The following is a 16,105-nucleotide window of genomic DNA, read 5'->3' on the forward strand; positions in this document are numbered from 1 at the left end:
TTGGGATCAGGACGCCGGATCGCGCAGGGGCTTGCCCTTGAGCAGCCTGCGTACCCAGTAGCGGGCCGGATGCAGCGCCTCCAGCAGATCGGCGGCCAGCGGCAACGGATCCCCGCAGATCTCGCTCGCCACCAGCTCACCGCAGAGCGGCGCCGAGCACAGACCCCGGGAGCCGAGGGCGCCCAGCGCATAGAGACCGGCGTGCAGGGGCAGCGCGCGCTGCTGATCAGCGGGGGCCTTAGGGTCTTGATCCGCGAGGCTTGCCAATCTGGCGATTGGCCCTGCCACCGGCAGGTGATCCCGGCTGGCGCAGCGAACGCCCACCCGCGCCTCGTTGCCGCTCACGTCCACCTCGGCAGGCCAGCTCTGATCCGGCAGGCAGGCTTGCAGCCGCGCCCGGTTCTGAGCCTGCTCCTCGGCACTGAATGCGAGGGTGCTCTGATTGCGGCCATAGCTGGCCCCGATGCAGTGCGCTCCGTCGTGGGCCGGGGTGAGGTAGCCGTCGTAGCAGAGCACAGTCCTGAGCTGGCTTAACCGCGCCGTGGTCGGCACATGGCTCACCTGACCGCGCACCGGGTAGAGCGGCAGCTCCGCGAAGGGGAGCAGGGCGGGCAGCCGGTGACCGGCGGCCACCACCAGGTTGGGGGTCTGCCACTGGCGGCCATCCAGGCTCTCCACCTGCCAGCCGTCTGCCAGCTCGCTGAGGGTGCTCACCGGTGTGTGGTACTCAAGGCGCAGCAGACCGCTGGCTTGCGCTTCTTTCAGGGCGGCGCGGGTGAGATCCGCCGGGCAGAGCCAGCCCCCCAGGGGGTAGCTGACGCCACCGTGGCCGCAGGGCAGGCCGACCACCTGCTCAACTTCCGAGGCAGAGAGTGGGTGCATCAGCTCGGGGGGGAAGGGAGCCTGACCCATCTTGGCGAGCTTGGCGGCGGACTTGTCGTCATAGCCGAGCTGGGTGACGCCGCACAGGGAGAAGGCCACGGGATGGCGTGCGGCCAGGGCCAGCAGCCGCTGGCGGGCATAGCCGAAGGCGAGGGAATAGAAGCGCGACAGGGCGTCGTGCTCCCCGTTAAGCAGCGGATAGAGCGCCCCCTGCCGGTTGCCGGAGGCACCGGTGGCGGGCTCGCCCTCTTCGCACAGCAGGGTCACCTTGCGACCCCGCTCCACCAGGGAGAGCGCCGTCATGGCCGAGGCGATGCCGCCGCCGATGATCAGCACCTCGCCGTCCCGGCCGGCGGGGCGGGCATACCAGGGGGAGATGCTCTGCTCGGGCACTTTGTCCTCCCGCCTCCCTGCCAGCATCTCCCGCTTGCTGCCGTGCCCCTTCACCTTCTTCATGGCAAAACCGGCGTCAATCAGACCGCGGCGCACGAAACCGGCGCAGGTAAAGGTCGAGAGGGTCGCGCTGGGGCGGGCGAGGCGAGCAAGGCCATCGAACAGCGCTTGTGTCCACATCTCGGGATTCTTGGCAGGCGAGAAGCCATCCAGATACCAGGCATCCACCAGACCCTGGGGGCCGTGAGGCACCTGGGGCAGCATCTCCTTGATGTCGCCAAGCCAGAGATCGAGGCGGATGCGGCCGCCGGCAAAAATGAGGCGGTGGCAGCCGCAGACCGGCAGCGGCCACTGGTCGATGAGAGGCTGGCTAAGGTGCGCAAGCTCGGGCCAGGCCGCCAGGGCCTTGCAGAGATCGGCCTGGGCCAGGGGGTATTTCTCGAAGCTGATGAAGTGCAGGTGTGAGCCGTTGCCGGATTGGGGGGCCTGTTCCAGGAAGGCGGCCATTGTCGCCAGAAAGTTAAGACCTGTGCCGAAACCTGTTTCGCCAATCACGAAACTGTCACTATCGTGGTGCGAAAATCGTGCCGGTAGGTGATTTTGCAATAAAAAGACGTAGCGGGTTTCACTTAGACCGTTATCATTGGAAAAGTACACATCCCCGAACTCACTGGAGACTGGAGTTCCCGCTTCATTCCAGTCCAATCGGGCATGATGTAAGGATGTTTGACTCACGTTTTCCTCTGCTCGCGTCATAAATTCGCGGGCATTCTACGTGAAAGCAGACCAGTTTGGCAGCCGAAAGCGGGTAGACTCGGTGCCAGTTTTTCCAGACGAGATGAATTAATGAGAAGAGCAGTGATCACCGGTATCGGCGTCATCTCCAGTATCGGCAACAACAAGGAAGAGGTGCTGGCCTCCCTGAAAGCAGGCAAATCCGGCATCACCTATTCCGAGCAGTTTGAACAGTACAACCTGCGCAGCCGTGTCTGGGGTAACATCAAACTCGATCCGTCTGAACTGATCGACCGTAAAGTCATGCGTTTCATGGGTGACGCCGCGGCCTATGCCTATCTGTCCATGGAGCAGGCCATCGCTGACGCGGGTCTGCCAGAGGATCAGGTCTCCAACGAGCGTACCGGCATAGTGGTCGGCTCCGGCGGCGCCTCCGGCAAGAACACCTCCGAGTCTGCGGACATCGCCCGTGAGAAAGGGGTCAAGCGTGTGGGTCCCTACATGGTGCCGCGCACCATGTCCTCCACCACCTCTGCCTGCCTGGCCACCCCGTTCAAGATCAAGGGTGTCAACTACACCATCAGCTCCGCCTGTGCCACCTCTGCCCACTGCATCGGTCACGCACTGGAGCTGATCCAGCTTGGCAAGCAGGACATCGTCTTCGCCGGCGGCGGCGAGGAGCTGGACTGGTCTTCCACCATCCAGTTCGATGCCATGGGTGCCCTCTCCACCAAGTACAACGACACCCCGGAAAAGGCGTCCCGTACCTATGATGCGGACCGCGACGGTTTCGTCATCTCCGGTGGCGGCGGCATTCTGGTGGTCGAGGAGCTGGAACATGCCCTGGCCCGCGGTGCCCACATCTACGCCGAAATCACCGGTTACGGTGCCACCTCCGACGGCTACGACATGGTCGCCCCGAGCGGTGAAGGCGCGGTGCGTTGCATGAAGATGGCGATGCAGGGTGTCGGCTCTGTGGATTACATCAACACCCACGGCACTTCCACCCCGGTCGGTGATACCAAGGAGCTGGAAGCCATCCAGACCCTGTTTGGCAGCAATGCGCCCAAGCTCTCCGCCACCAAGGCCATGACCGGTCATGCCCTGGGCGCCGCCGGCGTGCACGAGGCCGTCTACTCCCTGCTGATGATGGAACACGGCTTCATTGCCCCCAGCATCAACATCGAGAACCTGGACGAGAAGGCCGTGGGTCTGCCCATAGTGCGCGAGTACGAAGCCGCCGATCTCAATACCGTCATGTCCAACAGCTTCGGCTTTGGCGGTACCAACGCTTCTCTGGTGTTCAGCAAGTTCAAGGCTTGATGGGCCGATGAAGTGAAAAAAGGCGCCGCAAGGCGCCTTTTTTATTGGGCTTGAACTGGGCCTCAGGCCGGTTCGGTCAAAGGCAGCCGCATATAGACGGCGCCCTCGCCGTACTCCTCCAGCGACTTGGGGGTCCTGGCTGGCACGAAGCCCTGCTTGCGCCAGAAGGCCGGGGCATCCTGCACCGCCACCAGCCCGGCATGCTGGTAACCCTCATCGCTGGCAAAGGCGAGGGCGGTGGCGAGCAGCCGCTGGCCCACCCCCAGACCGCGCGCCTCGCCACTGACCGCGAGATCGTGCAGGTAGAACTCCTCGTGGTCGGTGAGGGACTGCAAGGGCTGCGAGAGCGGAGGAGGGCAGTGGGCGCGCCAGGGATGACAGAGCAGGTAACCGAGCACCCGGCCCTGACGCTCGGCGACCCAGCAGCAGGCGGGGGCGAGCTCTGCCTTGTTGCTCATCACCTCGAGGGGCTCGGGCTCCAGCTGGTGGTAGCACTCGCTCTGAATGGCCATGATGGCGGGCCAGTCGAGGGCCCGTATGGTTCTGATCTTGATCATCGTACTGGAGGGCACGTGCCCCTGGTCAACCCTTGAAAGAAGGGGCTCAGCATAACCCAGGGGGCGTGCAAATTGAACCGCAGCCCTCGTGGTTCAGCGAACGGCCTCTTTGCTCACCACCTTGATCAGCTGATAGCGCACCGAGGAGGCGTCTGCCGGCACGTCGGTGAGCTGTTCGGTACGCACTTCCAGTTGATAGCGGAAACCAGGCTCGAAGGTGAAGCCCTCGATCTGCTGGTAGAAGAGGGTCCAGCTCTCGCCCGGCTGGCTGCGCACCTGCATGCACTTCATGGGGGCGACACCGACGCAGTCGGCCAGCTTGTCCTGGACATAGAGGGTCTGGGTGGTCGGGGTGCTCTGGCAGGCGCTGAGCAACAGGGCGGAGCAGAGGAGCAGGGGCGCTTTCATGATGGGTGTCCTTGGCGTAAAAGGGCGCGATTAAACCCTCAAATGAAAAGGCGGTCAATGACCGCCTTTGTAACAAACCATGACAACTCGCCGGATCAGCGCTGATCGAGGGGAGTGAAATCCCGTTGGGCCAGGCCGGTATAGAGCTGACGCGGACGGCCGATCTTCTGGTCCGGATCCGAGTGCATTTCGTTCCAGTGGGCAATCCAGCCGATGGTGCGGGAGATGGCGAAGATCACGGTGAACATGGACATGGGGATGCCGATGGCCTTCATGATGATGCCGGAGTAGAAGTCCACGTTCGGGTAGAGCTTCTTCTCGATGAAGTAGGGGTCGGAGAGCGCGATGCGCTCCAGCTCCATGGCCACGTCCAGCAGCGGATCCTTGATCTGCAGCTCGGTCAGTACCTCGTGACAGGTTTCGCGCATCACGGTGGCACGGGGGTCGTGGTTCTTGTAGACCCGGTGACCGAAGCCCATCAGACGGAAGGGGTCGTTCTTGTCCTTGGCCTTGGCAATGTACTCGGGGATGCGATCCACGGAGCCAATCTCTTCGAGCATCTTGAGGCAGGCTTCGTTGGCACCGCCGTGGGCCGGACCCCACAGGGAGGCGATCCCCGCAGCGATACAGGCAAACGGGTTGGCACCGGAGGAGCCGGCCAGACGCACGGTGGAGGTGGAGGCGTTCTGCTCGTGGTCCGCATGCAGGGTGAAGATGCGATCCATGGCGCGCTCGACGATGGGGTTGACCTTGTACTCTTCGGTCGGCACGCCAAACATCATGTGCAGGAAGTTGCCGGCATAGGAGAGGGCATTGCGCGGCTGCATGAAGGGCTGGCCGATGGAGTACTTGTAACACATGGCGGCCAGGGTCGGCATCTTGGAGAGCAGACGGAAGGCGCAGATCTCGCGATGCTCTTCGTTATTGATGTCGAGGGCATCGTGATAGAAGGCGGACAGGGCGCTGACCACACCGCACATGATCGCCATGGGGTGGGAGTCACGGCGGAAGCCGCGGAAGAAGAAGGCGATCTGCTCGTGCACCATGGTGTGGCGGGTGACCAGGCGTTCAAATTCCGCGTATTGCGTCTTGGTGGGCGCCTCGCCGTACAGCAGTATGTAGCAGACTTCCAGGTAACTGGCCTGGGTGGCCAACTGGGCGATGGGATAACCACGGTGCAGCAAGACACCCTGATCTCCGTCGATATAGGTAATGGATGATTTGCAAGCACCGGTGGCCATAAAGCCGGGGTCGAAGGTGAAGTACCCTTGCGAGCCCAGCTTTCTGACATCGATTACATCGGGTCCAACAGTACCGGACAGGATCGGTAGTTCTACCGGCTCTTTTCCGGGCAGATGTAGGGTGGCTATCTTATCAGCCATAGCACGTCTCCTTTGCTCTTTTATAATTTGGTTCCAGTCCTACTTTATTACGACTTTCATGACGCTGGCAAAGGTTCTTACCCGTACCACGGCGGCTGGAGCGCCTTATTTGAACCAGAGAACCACTCTCTTGTCAATTTTCCTGAATGATCATTAATGACTTGTTAAAGCGGTTGTGAGATCTGGTTTACGGTTTTGGGTTTTCTATGTAGCTAATTGATTGTCATTGGTTAAGGCCGCCGATATACTGCGCCTCGTGGGTGATGGCCGTCGGTGTTTGAAACGCTTTCGCAAAGCCAGATGTGATATCTAAAATGTTGTTTTTGGCTTTTCCGAGTTGTTTTGGTAACAAAAACCTAACAAATGCCACTCCTCGCCCTCAAAGCGTGTGAAAACAATAACTAACGTGCTCAATGGAGCTGAGTGGGCAAAGCCGTGAAAAATAAACAGAGACCTGTAAACCTCGACCTGCAAACGATCAGCTTTCCTGTCACCGCCATCGCTTCCATCTTGCACCGTGTCTCAGGGGTCATCACCTTTGTGGCGCTGGCCATCTTGCTGTGGATGCTTGGAACTTCACTCTCCTCTCCCGAAGGATTTGAAACCGTCGTTGCCATCATGGACAACTTCCTGGTCAAGTTCGTGTTGTGGGGGATCCTGACTGCGCTGGCATACCACATAGTGGGCGGCCTGCGTCACCTGGTCATGGACATGGGGCATTGGGAAGAGCTGGATTCCGCGAATCAGAGTGCCCGGGTGGGCTTCGTGATTACCGGGATTCTGGCGGTATTGGCGGGGGTACTGGTATGGTAACCAATTCTGCAACTTTCGGGCGCAGCGGTGTTCATGATTACATCCTGATCCGCGCCACCGCCCTCATCATGACGGCTTACGTCCTCTATCTGGTGGGCTTTGTCGCCTTCAACGACATTACCTACGAGGTGTGGACCGGCTTCTTCGCCACCACCTTCACCAAGGTCTTCACCCTGCTGACGCTGCTGTGCGTCCTGATCCACGCCTGGATCGGTCTGTGGCAGGTGCTGACCGACTATATCAAGCCGGTCGGGCTGCGCGGTGCGCTGCAGTTTGCGCTGGTGGTGGTGCTGTTCGTCTATCTGATGACGGGTTTCGTCGTGCTGTGGGGTGTGTAAGGTGACTATTCCAACTCGTGAATTTGATGCGGTCGTGATCGGTGCCGGTGGTGCCGGCATGCGCGCCGCGCTGCAGATTGCCCAGTCCGGCAAGAGCTGCGCACTGCTTTCCAAGGTTTTCCCGACTCGTTCCCACACGGTTTCCGCCCAGGGCGGGATCACGGTTGCCCTGGGCAATGCCCATGACGACAACTGGCAGTGGCACATGTATGACACCGTCAAGGGCTCCGATTACATCGGTGACCAGGAAGCGATTGAATACATGTGCAAGACCGGCCCCGAGGCCATCTATGAGCTGGAGAACATGGGCTTGCCCTTCTCCCGCTTCGACAACGGCTCTGTCTATCAGCGCCCCTTCGGCGGTCAGTCCAAGAATTTTGGCGGCGAGCAGGCGGCCCGTACCGCGGCGGCTGCCGACCGGACCGGTCACGCCCTGCTGCATACCCTGTATCAGCAGAACGTCAAGAACAAGACCACCGTCTTCTCCGAGTGGTATGCCCTGGATCTGGTGAAGAACCAGGATGGCCACATCGTCGGCTGCACCGCCATCGACATGGAGAGCGGCGAGGTCGTCTACTTCAAGGCCAAGGCCACGGTGCTTGCCACCGGCGGCGCCGGTCGTATCTACCAGTCCACCACCAACGCCCACATCAACACCGGTGACGGCGTCGGCATGGCGTTGCGTGCCGGGGTCGGCGTGCAGGACATGGAGTTCTGGCAGTTCCACCCCACCGGCATCGCCGGGGCAGGGGTACTGGTGACCGAGGGTTGCCGTGGTGAAGGCGGCTATCTGCTCAACAAAGATGGTGAGCGCTTCATGGAGCGTTATGCGCCCAACGCCAAGGATCTCGCCGGTCGCGACGTGGTGGCCCGCTCCATCATGATCGAGATCCGCGAAGGCCGTGGCTGCGACGGTCCCTGGGGCCCGCACATCAAGCTCAAGCTGGATCACCTCGGCAAAGAGGTGCTGGAATCTCGTCTGCCGGGCATCTGCGAGCTCTCTCGCACCTTCGCCCACGTGGATCCGGTCAAGGAACCCATTCCCATCATCCCGACCTGCCACTACATGATGGGCGGCGTGCCGACCAGCGTGAACGGCCAGTGTCTGACCCAGGATAAAGACGGCAACGACGTCCCCGTGGTCGGCCTGTTCGCGGTGGGGGAAATCGCCTGCGTGTCCGTGCACGGTGCCAACCGCCTCGGCGGCAACTCCTTGCTGGATCTGGTGGTGTTTGGTCGTGCCGCCGGCATGCACCTGGTGGAGACCCTGGGTGAGATGGATCATGGTCGCGAGGCGTCCGAGTCCGACATCGCCGCGGCGCTGGCCCGCTTCAATCGCTGGGAGAACAACCGCGATGGCGAGGATCCCGCCGAGATCCGCCGTGACCTGCAGCGCTGCATGCAGAACAACTTCTCCGTGTTCCGCGAAGGGGACGCCATGGCAGAAGGGCTGGCCGAGCTGAAACTCATCCGCGAGCGCCTCAAGAATGCCCGTCTGGACGACACCTCCAAGGAGTTCAACACCCAGCGCATCGAGTGCCTGGAGCTGGACAACCTGATGGAGACGGCGTTTGCCACCGCGGTTGCCGCCAACTTCCGTACCGAGAGCCGGGGCGCCCATAGCCGCTTCGACTTCCCGGAGCGTGACGACGAGAGCTGGCTGTGCCACAGCCTCTATCATCCGGACACCGAGTCCATGACCCGTCGTGCTGTCAACATGTCTCCGAAAACCCGTGAGGCATTCCCACCCAAGGTGCGGACTTACTGATTGCGGAGGCAACCACAATGAACGTCACATTCTCTGTTTACAGATACAACCCGGATGTTGATAACGTCCCCCATATGAAGGAATATCGTCTTGATATTCCTGAAGGTTCCGACATGATGGTGCTCGACGCACTGATCCAGCTCAAGGAGCTGGATCCCACGCTCTCCTTCCGCCGCTCCTGCCGCGAAGGGGTCTGTGGATCGGACGGTCTCAACATGAATGGCAAGAACGGTCTTGCCTGCATCACCCCGCTCTCCGATCTCTTGAAGAAGGGCAACAAGGTCGTCATCCGGCCCCTGCCTGGTCTGCCAGTGATCCGCGATCTGGTGATCGACATGACCCAGTTCTACACCCAGTGGGAGAAGGTCAAGCCCTTCCTCATCAACGATGAAAAACTGCCGCCCGTGCGTGAGCACCTGCAATCCCCCGAAGAGCGCGCCAAGCTGGATGGCCTGTACGAGTGTATTCTCTGTGCCTGCTGCTCCACCTCTTGCCCCTCCTTCTGGTGGAACCCGGACAAGTTCATCGGCCCGGCCGGGCTGCTCGCCGCCTACCGCTGGCTGGCGGACAGCCGCGACACCGCGGCTGCCGAACGACTGGGCAACCTGGATGACGCCTTCAGCGTGTTCCGCTGCCACGGCATCATGAACTGCGTGAACGTCTGTCCCAAGGGCTTGAACCCGACCAAGGCCATTGGTCAGATCAAGTCGATGTTGCTCAACCGGGCTGTTTGATACCAGGGCCTGAGGCGCCTTGCGCCGGGCCCGACCTCTGGATAGCCATCCCGTCCCGGGATGGCTATGACCCTACAAGCTGCGCTGCAGTGAACAAGATGTACAAGGGATAGAAATGCATAACGGCGTGATGAAGGCCTGGTTGGAGTCATCTCACCTGGCTGGTGCGAATGCAAGCTACATTGAGGATTTGTACGAATCCTTCCTGGAAAACCCCGACTCCGTGGCCGAAGAGTGGCGCAGCCTGTTTAGCGAGCTGCCCCAGGTCAATGGCCATGCAGTCGAACAACCCCACTCCCAGGTTCGCGACTATTTCCGCCGCCTGGCCAAGGATCCCTCCCGTTACAGCGCCCCGGTCTCCGATCCCCAGGTGGATGCCAAGCAGGTGCGCGTACTGCAGCTGATCAACGCCTTCCGTTTCCGTGGTCACCAGAATGCCAATCTGGATCCGCTGGGCCTGTGGACCCGTGAAACCGTTGCCGAACTCGACCCGGCATTTCACAACCTGCAGGGCGCAGACATGGAGGCCACCTTCAACGTGGGCTCCTACGCCATCGGTCGCGAGACCATGGTGCTCTCCGATCTCTACGCCTCGCTGAAGAAGACCTACTGCAGCAGCATAGGTGCAGACTACATGCACATCACCTCCACCGAGGAGAAGCGCTGGCTGCAAGACCGTCTTGAATCCATCGAAGCCAAGGGCAACTACAGCACCGAGGAGAAGACCCGCTTCCTCGAGAGCCTGACCGCCGCCGAAGGGCTGGAAAAATACCTGGGGGCCAAGTTCCCGGGGGCCAAGCGTTTCTCCCTGGAAGGGGGCGATGCCATGGTGCCCATGCTCAAAGAGCTTATCCGCCGCGCCGGTGAGCAGGGCTGCAAGGAGGCCGTCATCGGCATGGCCCACCGCGGTCGCCTGAACGTGCTGATCAACGTGCTGGGCAAGCGCGCCCAGGACCTGTTCGACGAGTTCGCCGGCAAGCACGGGGAATCCTGGGGCACAGGGGATGTGAAGTACCACATGGGCTTCTCCTCCGACTTCGCCACCCCGGGCGGCAACGTCCACCTGGCGCTCGCCTTCAACCCGTCCCACCTCGAAATCGTCAACCCCGTGGTCATCGGCTCGGTCCGTGCCCGTATGGACCGCCGTGGTGACAAGGATGGCTCAAGCGTCCTGCCCATCACCATCCACGGTGACTCCGCCATCGCGGGGCAGGGGGTGGTGGCCGAGACCTTCAACATGTCCCTGACCCGCGCCTACGGCGTCGGCGGCACTGTGCGCATCGTCATCAACAACCAGGTTGGTTTCACCACCTCCTATCAACGTGACCTGCGCTCCACCGAATACTGTACCGACATCGCCAAGGCGGTGCAGGCACCTGTGCTGCACGTCAACGGGGATGACCCGGAAGCCGTGGTGCTGGTGACCCAGATTGCGCTGGATTATCGCAACACCTTCAAGCGCGACGTGGTGATCGAGCTGGTCTGCTACCGTCGTCACGGTCACAACGAGGCGGACGAGCCGAGCGCGACCCAGCCCCTGATGTACCAGAAGATCAAGCAGCACCCGACGCCGCGCAAGATCTACGCCGATCAGCTGATTGGTGAAGGCACCATCACTCCCGAGCTGGCCACTACCCTGGTCAACGACTACCGCGATACCCTGGATCGGGGCGAGCGGGTGAGCAAGGAGTGGCGCCCCATGGAGCTGCACTCCGTGGACTGGACCCCTTATCTCGGTCACGACTGGGCCATGAGCTACGACAGCACAGTGCCCATGGATCACCTCAAGTCCCTCGGCGAGCGCATCAGCCAGTACCCGGCCACCCATGTGCTGCAACGCCAGGTCGAGAAGATCTACGAAGATCGCCGCCTGATGGCCGCCGGTGAGAAGCTGGTGGACTGGGGCTTTGCCGAGACCCTGGCCTACGCCACCCTGGTGGACAAGGGCGCGCGCATCCGCTTCACCGGGGAAGACTCCGGCCGTGGCACCTTCTTCCACCGCCACGCCGTGCTGCACAATCAGACCGATGCGAGCACCTACACCCCGCTGTGCAACCTGCACGACGAGCAAGGTCCGTTCGAGATCTACGACTCGGTGCTGACCGAAAACGCGGTACTGGCGTTCGAATATGGCTACGCCAGCGCCGAGCCGGCTGGCCTCACCATCTGGGAAGCCCAGTTCGGCGACTTCGCCAACTGCGCCCAGGTGGTGGTGGATCAGTTCCTCTCCTCCGGCGAGCAGAAGTGGGGCCGGATGTGCGGTCTGACCATGCTGCTGCCCCACGGCTATGAGGGCCAGGGCCCGGAGCACTCCTCCGCCCGTCTGGAGCGCTATCTGCAGATGTGTGCCCAGCACAACATGCAGGTGTGCGTGCCCTCCACCCCGGCCCAGGTGTTCCACATGCTGCGCCGTCAGGTGGTGCGCCCCATGCGCCGTCCGCTCATCGTGATGACGCCCAAGTCCTTGCTGCGCCACCCGCTGGCGGTGAGCAAGCTCGACGAGCTGGCGGAAGGTACCTTCCAGAACGCCATCGGCGAGATCGACGCGCTGGATCCGAAAGCGGTCAAGCGGGTGGTCTTCTGCTCCGGCAAGGTCTACTACGACCTGCTCGATGCCCGTCGCAAGGCCGAGCAGCAGGATGTAGCCCTGGTGCGGATCGAGCAGCTCTACCCCTTCCCGGAAGAGGAAGTGCGCGCCATCCTGGCCGATTATGCCCACGTCACCGATTTCGTCTGGTGTCAGGAAGAGCCGCAGAATCAGGGCGCCTGGTACAGCACCCGTCATCACTATGACAGCGTGCTGCCAAGCCATGCCCGTCTGCGTTACGCCGGTCGTCCGGCCTCGGCCTCACCGGCCGTCGGTTACATGTCTGTCCACGCCAAACAGCAGAAAGCCCTGGTGGAAGACGCGCTGACCCTGGAATAAACGAGTTGCGAAGGGGAGGTGGCTCTGTGCAGCCGACCCTCTCCGTCTCTGGAACAAGCCTGCTGGCCAAGAAGTAACAAGGAACTGATTACATGACTATCGAGATCAAGGTACCGGACCTGCCGGAATCAGTGGCGGACGCCACCATCGCCACCTGGCACAAGAAACCGGGCGACCTGGTTGCCCGTGACGAAGTACTGGTTGACATCGAAACCGATAAAGTCGTGCTGGAAGTCCCCGCGCCGGAAGCCGGCGTACTGGGTGACATCCTGCAATTGGAAGGTGCGACCGTGCTCTCCCGCCAGCTGATCGCCATTCTCAAGGCGGCCCCTGTGGCCGGTGAGGAGACCAAGGAGAAGCCGGTGGAAGCGGCGGCCGATGACGCCGCCGACGGCCTGAGCCCCTCCGTGCGCCGCCTGGTGGCCGAGCACGACATCGACGTGGCCAAGCTGACCGGCACCGGCAAGGGCGGTCGTGTCACCAAGGAAGACGTGGATGCCTTCATCAAGAACCTGGGCAAGCCGGCAGCCCCCGCCGCCGTGGCCGCCGCACCGGTTGCGCCCATAGCCCCCCTGGCCGGTCGCACCGAGAAGCGGGTGCCCATGACCCGTCTGCGCAAGCGCATCGCCGAGCGTCTGCTGGAGGCCAAGAACACCACCGCCATGCTGACCACCTTCAACGAGATCAACATGGCGCCCATCATGAAGCTGCGCAAGCAGTACGGCGAGATCTTCGAGAAGAAGCACGGCATCAAGCTCGGCTTCATGTCCTTCTACGTGAAGGCCGTGGTCGAATCCTTGAAGCGCTACCCGGAAGTGAACGCGGCGCTGGATGGCGATGACGTGGTATACCACAACTACTTCGACATCAGCATCGCCGTCTCCACCCCCCGCGGTCTGGTGACTCCGGTGCTGCGCGACTGCGACAACATGAGCCTCGCCGATATCGAGAAGGCCATCAAAGACCTGGCCGGCAAGGGCCGTGACGGCAAGCTGACCGTGGACGAACTGACCGGCGGCAACTTCACCATCACCAACGGCGGCGTGTTCGGCTCCCTGATGTCCACCCCCATCATCAACCCGCCCCAGAGCGCCATTCTGGGCATGCACAAGATCCAGGACCGCCCCATGGCCGTCGACGGCAAGGTCGAGATCCTGCCGATGATGTACCTGGCGCTCTCCTACGATCACCGCATCATCGACGGCCGCGAGTCCGTGGGCTTCCTGGTCTCCATCAAGGAGCTGCTGGAAGACCCGACCCGTCTGCTGCTGGATGTCTGAGCAAGAGTGACTGAAAGATAACGAGGGGCCGCCCAGGCCCCCATTCACAGGGGATTGAGAAACACGAGCCCCGGACGGAAATACCTACAACACGGATAGAGCATCTATGAATCTGCATGAATATCAGGCAAAACAGCTGTTTGCCGAGTATGGCCTGCCGGTCTCCGAAGGTTATGCCTGCGCTACCCCGCAGGAAGCGGCCGAAGCGGCCGACAAGATTGGCGGCAACACCTGGGTCGTCAAGTGCCAGGTCCACGCCGGTGGCCGCGGTAAAGCGGGCGGCGTCAAGCTGGCCAAGAGCAAGGACGAGATCCGCGCCTTCGCCCAGAACTGGCTCGGCAAGAACCTGGTCACCTATCAGACTGACGCCAACGGTCAGCCGGTCACCAAGATCCTGGTAGAGTCCTGCACCGACATCGCCAAGGAGCTCTATCTGGGCGCCGTGGTCGACCGTGGCAGCCGCCGCGTGGTCTTCATGGCCTCCACCGAGGGTGGCGTGGACATCGAGAAGATCGCCCACGAAACCCCGGAACTCATTCACAAGGCGGCCATCGATCCCCTGGTGGGCCCGCAGGCTTACCAGGCCCGCGAGCTGGCCTTCAAGCTGGGTCTGGTCGGCGATCAGATCAAGCAGTTCACCAAGATCTTCATGGGCCTGGGCCAGATGTTCCTGGACTGCGACTTCGCCCTCTTGGAGATCAACCCCCTGGTCATCACCGACAAGGGCAACCTGCATTGCCTCGACGGCAAGATCAACATCGACGCCAACGCCCTGTATCGTCAGCCCAAGCTGCGCCAGATGCACGATCCCTCCCAGGATGACCCCCGCGAAGCGCATGCCGCCCAGTGGGAGCTGAACTATGTGGCCCTCGATGGCAACATCGGCTGCATGGTCAACGGCGCGGGTCTGGCCATGGGCACCATGGACATCGTCAACCTGCACGGCGGCTCACCGGCCAACTTCCTGGACGTCGGCGGCGGCGCCACCAAGGAGCGCGTGACCGAGGCCTTCAAGATCATCCTGTCTGACAGCAAGGTACAGGCCGTGCTGGTCAACATCTTCGGCGGCATAGTGCGCTGCGACATGATCGCGGAAGGCATCATCGGTGCGGTCAAGGAAGTGGGGGTCAAGGTGCCCGTGGTAGTGCGTCTGGAAGGCAACAATGCCGAACTGGGTGCCCGTAAACTGGCCGACAGCGGCCTCAATATCATCGCCGCAACGAGTCTGACTGACGCAGCTCAGCAAGTGGTTAAAGCAGCGGAGGCCAAATAATGAGCGTTCTGATCAACAAAGACACCAAGGTGATCTGCCAGGGCTTCACCGGCGGTCAGGGTACCTTCCACTCCGAACAGGCGATTGCCTACGGTACCCAGATGGTCGGCGGCGTCTCCCCGGGCAAGGGTGGCACCACCCACCTGGGCCTGCCGGTGTTCAACACCGTCCGTGACGCCGTGGAAGCCACCGGCGCCACCGCCTCCGTCATCTATGTGCCGGCCCCGTTCTGCAAGGACGCCATCCTGGAAGCCATCGACGCCGGCATCAAGCTCATCGTCACCATCACCGAAGGCATCCCGACCCTGGACATGCTGCAGGTCAAGGTGAAGCTGCAGGAAACCGGCGTGCGCATGATTGGGCCGAACTGCCCGGGCGTCATCACTCCGGGTGAGTGCAAGATCGGCATCATGCCGGGTCACATCCACAAGCCGGGCAAGGTGGGCATCGTCTCCCGCTCCGGCACCCTGACCTACGAAGCGGTCAAGCAGACCACGGACGAAGGCTTCGGCCAGTCCACCTGCGTCGGCATCGGTGGCGACCCCATCCCGGGCTCCAACTTCATCGACATCCTGGAGATGTTCCAGAACGATCCCAAGACCGAAGCCATCGTGATGATCGGCGAGATCGGCGGCAGCGCCGAGGAAGAGGCAGCGGCCTACATCAAGGCCCACGTCACCAAGCCGGTGGTCTCCTATATCGCAGGCGTCACCGCCCCGGCTGGCAAGCGCATGGGTCATGCGGGCGCCATCATCGCCGGTGGTAAAGGCACTGCGGCCGAGAAATTTGCCGCCCTGGAAGATGCCGGCGTGAAAACCGTGCGCTCCCTGGCCGATATCGGCAAGGCCCTGCGCGAAGTGACCGGCTGGTAAGTTAGCCTGTTAGTTCAGATAGCAAAATGCCGCCCCAGGGCGGCATTTTTTATTGGCGTTGGGTTTCATATTGCTTGGCACGAACCTGCACCATTTCCTGGTTGCAGGTTGGTGATGTACGGGTCTGGTGGCTGGCGGGATGAACCCAGAACCGGACTGATTCCAAAGAGTGCGAGGCTTGGTATGGGCCCCGGGGAAGCGGCCAGGGCTGTGCACTTAATCTGTTAAAACAGACATCTCCTGCTGGGCATCCTGTGGAAGGGTGGCGGCAAAGTTATTGCGACCCCCTCCTTTGCCGTAAGCAGGCTCCATTCCTCCAGATGGGGGGACACCTCCAGCGGCGGGCGCTTCTCCCGGGAATACCGAGTCCGAGGAGGAGCAGGACGCGAGTAATAGCGAAGCCGCTATTAACAACGCAAGT

13 protein-coding genes are annotated in these 16,105 nt (G+C 61.8%); 9 read left to right on the top strand and 4 right to left on the bottom strand.

The genetic code is table 11. The features are described 5' to 3' along the window. Positions 1-6: 6 nt before the first annotated feature. The gene (mnmC, locus tag ACWPWQ_RS08060; RefSeq protein ID WP_454009512.1) at positions 7-2,031 is read right to left on the bottom strand and encodes a bifunctional tRNA (5-methylaminomethyl-2-thiouridine)(34)-methyltransferase MnmD/FAD-dependent 5-carboxymethylaminomethyl-2-thiouridine(34) oxidoreductase MnmC; all 2,025 of its coding nucleotides are present in this window, start codon (positions 2,029-2,031) and stop codon (positions 7-9) included. 90 nt (positions 2,032-2,121) lie between these two features. Between mnmC and fabB the strand changes: the two genes are divergently transcribed. Further along, positions 2,122-3,333 (top strand): beta-ketoacyl-ACP synthase I, encoded by a 1,212-nt coding sequence (fabB, locus tag ACWPWQ_RS08065; RefSeq protein ID WP_202045310.1) that lies wholly within the window; start codon positions 2,122-2,124, stop codon positions 3,331-3,333. Between the two features lie 62 nt (positions 3,334-3,395). Here fabB and ACWPWQ_RS08070 read toward each other — a convergent pair whose 3' ends face one another. The 3 genes from ACWPWQ_RS08070 to ACWPWQ_RS08080 form a co-directional block, all read right to left on the bottom strand. Continuing rightward, a complete protein-coding gene (locus ACWPWQ_RS08070) occupies positions 3,396-3,890 on the bottom strand; it encodes a GNAT family N-acetyltransferase (RefSeq protein WP_342058548.1) in 495 nt (164 codons plus the stop codon). A 93-nt stretch (positions 3,891-3,983) separates the two neighbouring features. After that, a complete protein-coding gene (locus ACWPWQ_RS08075; RefSeq protein WP_139435402.1) occupies positions 3,984-4,298 on the bottom strand; it encodes a DUF4377 domain-containing protein in 315 nt (104 codons plus the stop codon). 95 nt (positions 4,299-4,393) lie between these two features. After that, entirely contained in the window at positions 4,394-5,680 is a 1,287-nt protein-coding gene (locus tag ACWPWQ_RS08080; RefSeq protein ID WP_025326733.1) for a citrate synthase, read from the bottom strand. A gap of 423 nt (positions 5,681-6,103) precedes the next feature. Here ACWPWQ_RS08080 and sdhC point away from each other — a divergent pair, with 423 nt between their 5' ends. The 8 genes from sdhC to sucD all read left to right on the top strand — a co-directional run bounded on the left by sdhC (position 6,104) and on the right by sucD (position 15,684). Beyond that, a complete protein-coding gene (sdhC, locus tag ACWPWQ_RS08085) occupies positions 6,104-6,493 on the top strand; it encodes a succinate dehydrogenase cytochrome b556 subunit (RefSeq protein ID WP_025326734.1) in 390 nt (129 codons plus the stop codon). Beyond that, the gene (sdhD, locus tag ACWPWQ_RS08090) at positions 6,487-6,831 is read left to right on the top strand and encodes a succinate dehydrogenase, hydrophobic membrane anchor protein (RefSeq protein ID WP_005326929.1); all 345 of its coding nucleotides are present in this window, start codon (positions 6,487-6,489) and stop codon (positions 6,829-6,831) included. Before sdhC ends, sdhD begins: the two co-directional genes overlap by 7 nt. A 1-nt stretch (position 6,832) precedes the next feature. Further along, a complete protein-coding gene (gene sdhA / locus ACWPWQ_RS08095) occupies positions 6,833-8,599 on the top strand; it encodes a succinate dehydrogenase flavoprotein subunit (protein ID WP_025326735.1) in 1,767 nt (588 codons plus the stop codon). Positions 8,600-8,616: 17 nt separating this feature from the next. Further along, positions 8,617-9,333, top strand: a complete 717-nt coding sequence (locus ACWPWQ_RS08100) for a succinate dehydrogenase iron-sulfur subunit (protein ID WP_139435404.1) — start codon at positions 8,617-8,619, stop codon at positions 9,331-9,333. Positions 9,334-9,448: 115 nt separating this feature from the next. Beyond that, positions 9,449-12,259, top strand: coding sequence for a 2-oxoglutarate dehydrogenase E1 component (gene sucA, locus ACWPWQ_RS08105; protein WP_454009513.1), 2,811 nt, complete (start codon positions 9,449-9,451; stop codon positions 12,257-12,259). Positions 12,260-12,351: 92 nt separating this feature from the next. Next, complete coding sequence (odhB, locus tag ACWPWQ_RS08110) at positions 12,352-13,539, top strand: 2-oxoglutarate dehydrogenase complex dihydrolipoyllysine-residue succinyltransferase (RefSeq protein WP_454009514.1); 1,188 nt, start codon at positions 12,352-12,354, stop codon at positions 13,537-13,539. Between the two features lie 106 nt (positions 13,540-13,645). After that, the gene (gene sucC / locus ACWPWQ_RS08115; protein WP_106886993.1) at positions 13,646-14,812 is read left to right on the top strand and encodes an ADP-forming succinate--CoA ligase subunit beta; all 1,167 of its coding nucleotides are present in this window, start codon (positions 13,646-13,648) and stop codon (positions 14,810-14,812) included. Further along, complete coding sequence (sucD, locus tag ACWPWQ_RS08120; RefSeq protein WP_042649072.1) at positions 14,812-15,684, top strand: succinate--CoA ligase subunit alpha; 873 nt, start codon at positions 14,812-14,814, stop codon at positions 15,682-15,684. Before sucC ends, sucD begins: the two co-directional genes overlap by 1 nt. Positions 15,685-16,105 lie beyond the last annotated feature (421 nt).

The sequence above is a fragment of the Aeromonas sp. Marseille-Q7275 genome, assembly GCF_965119515.1.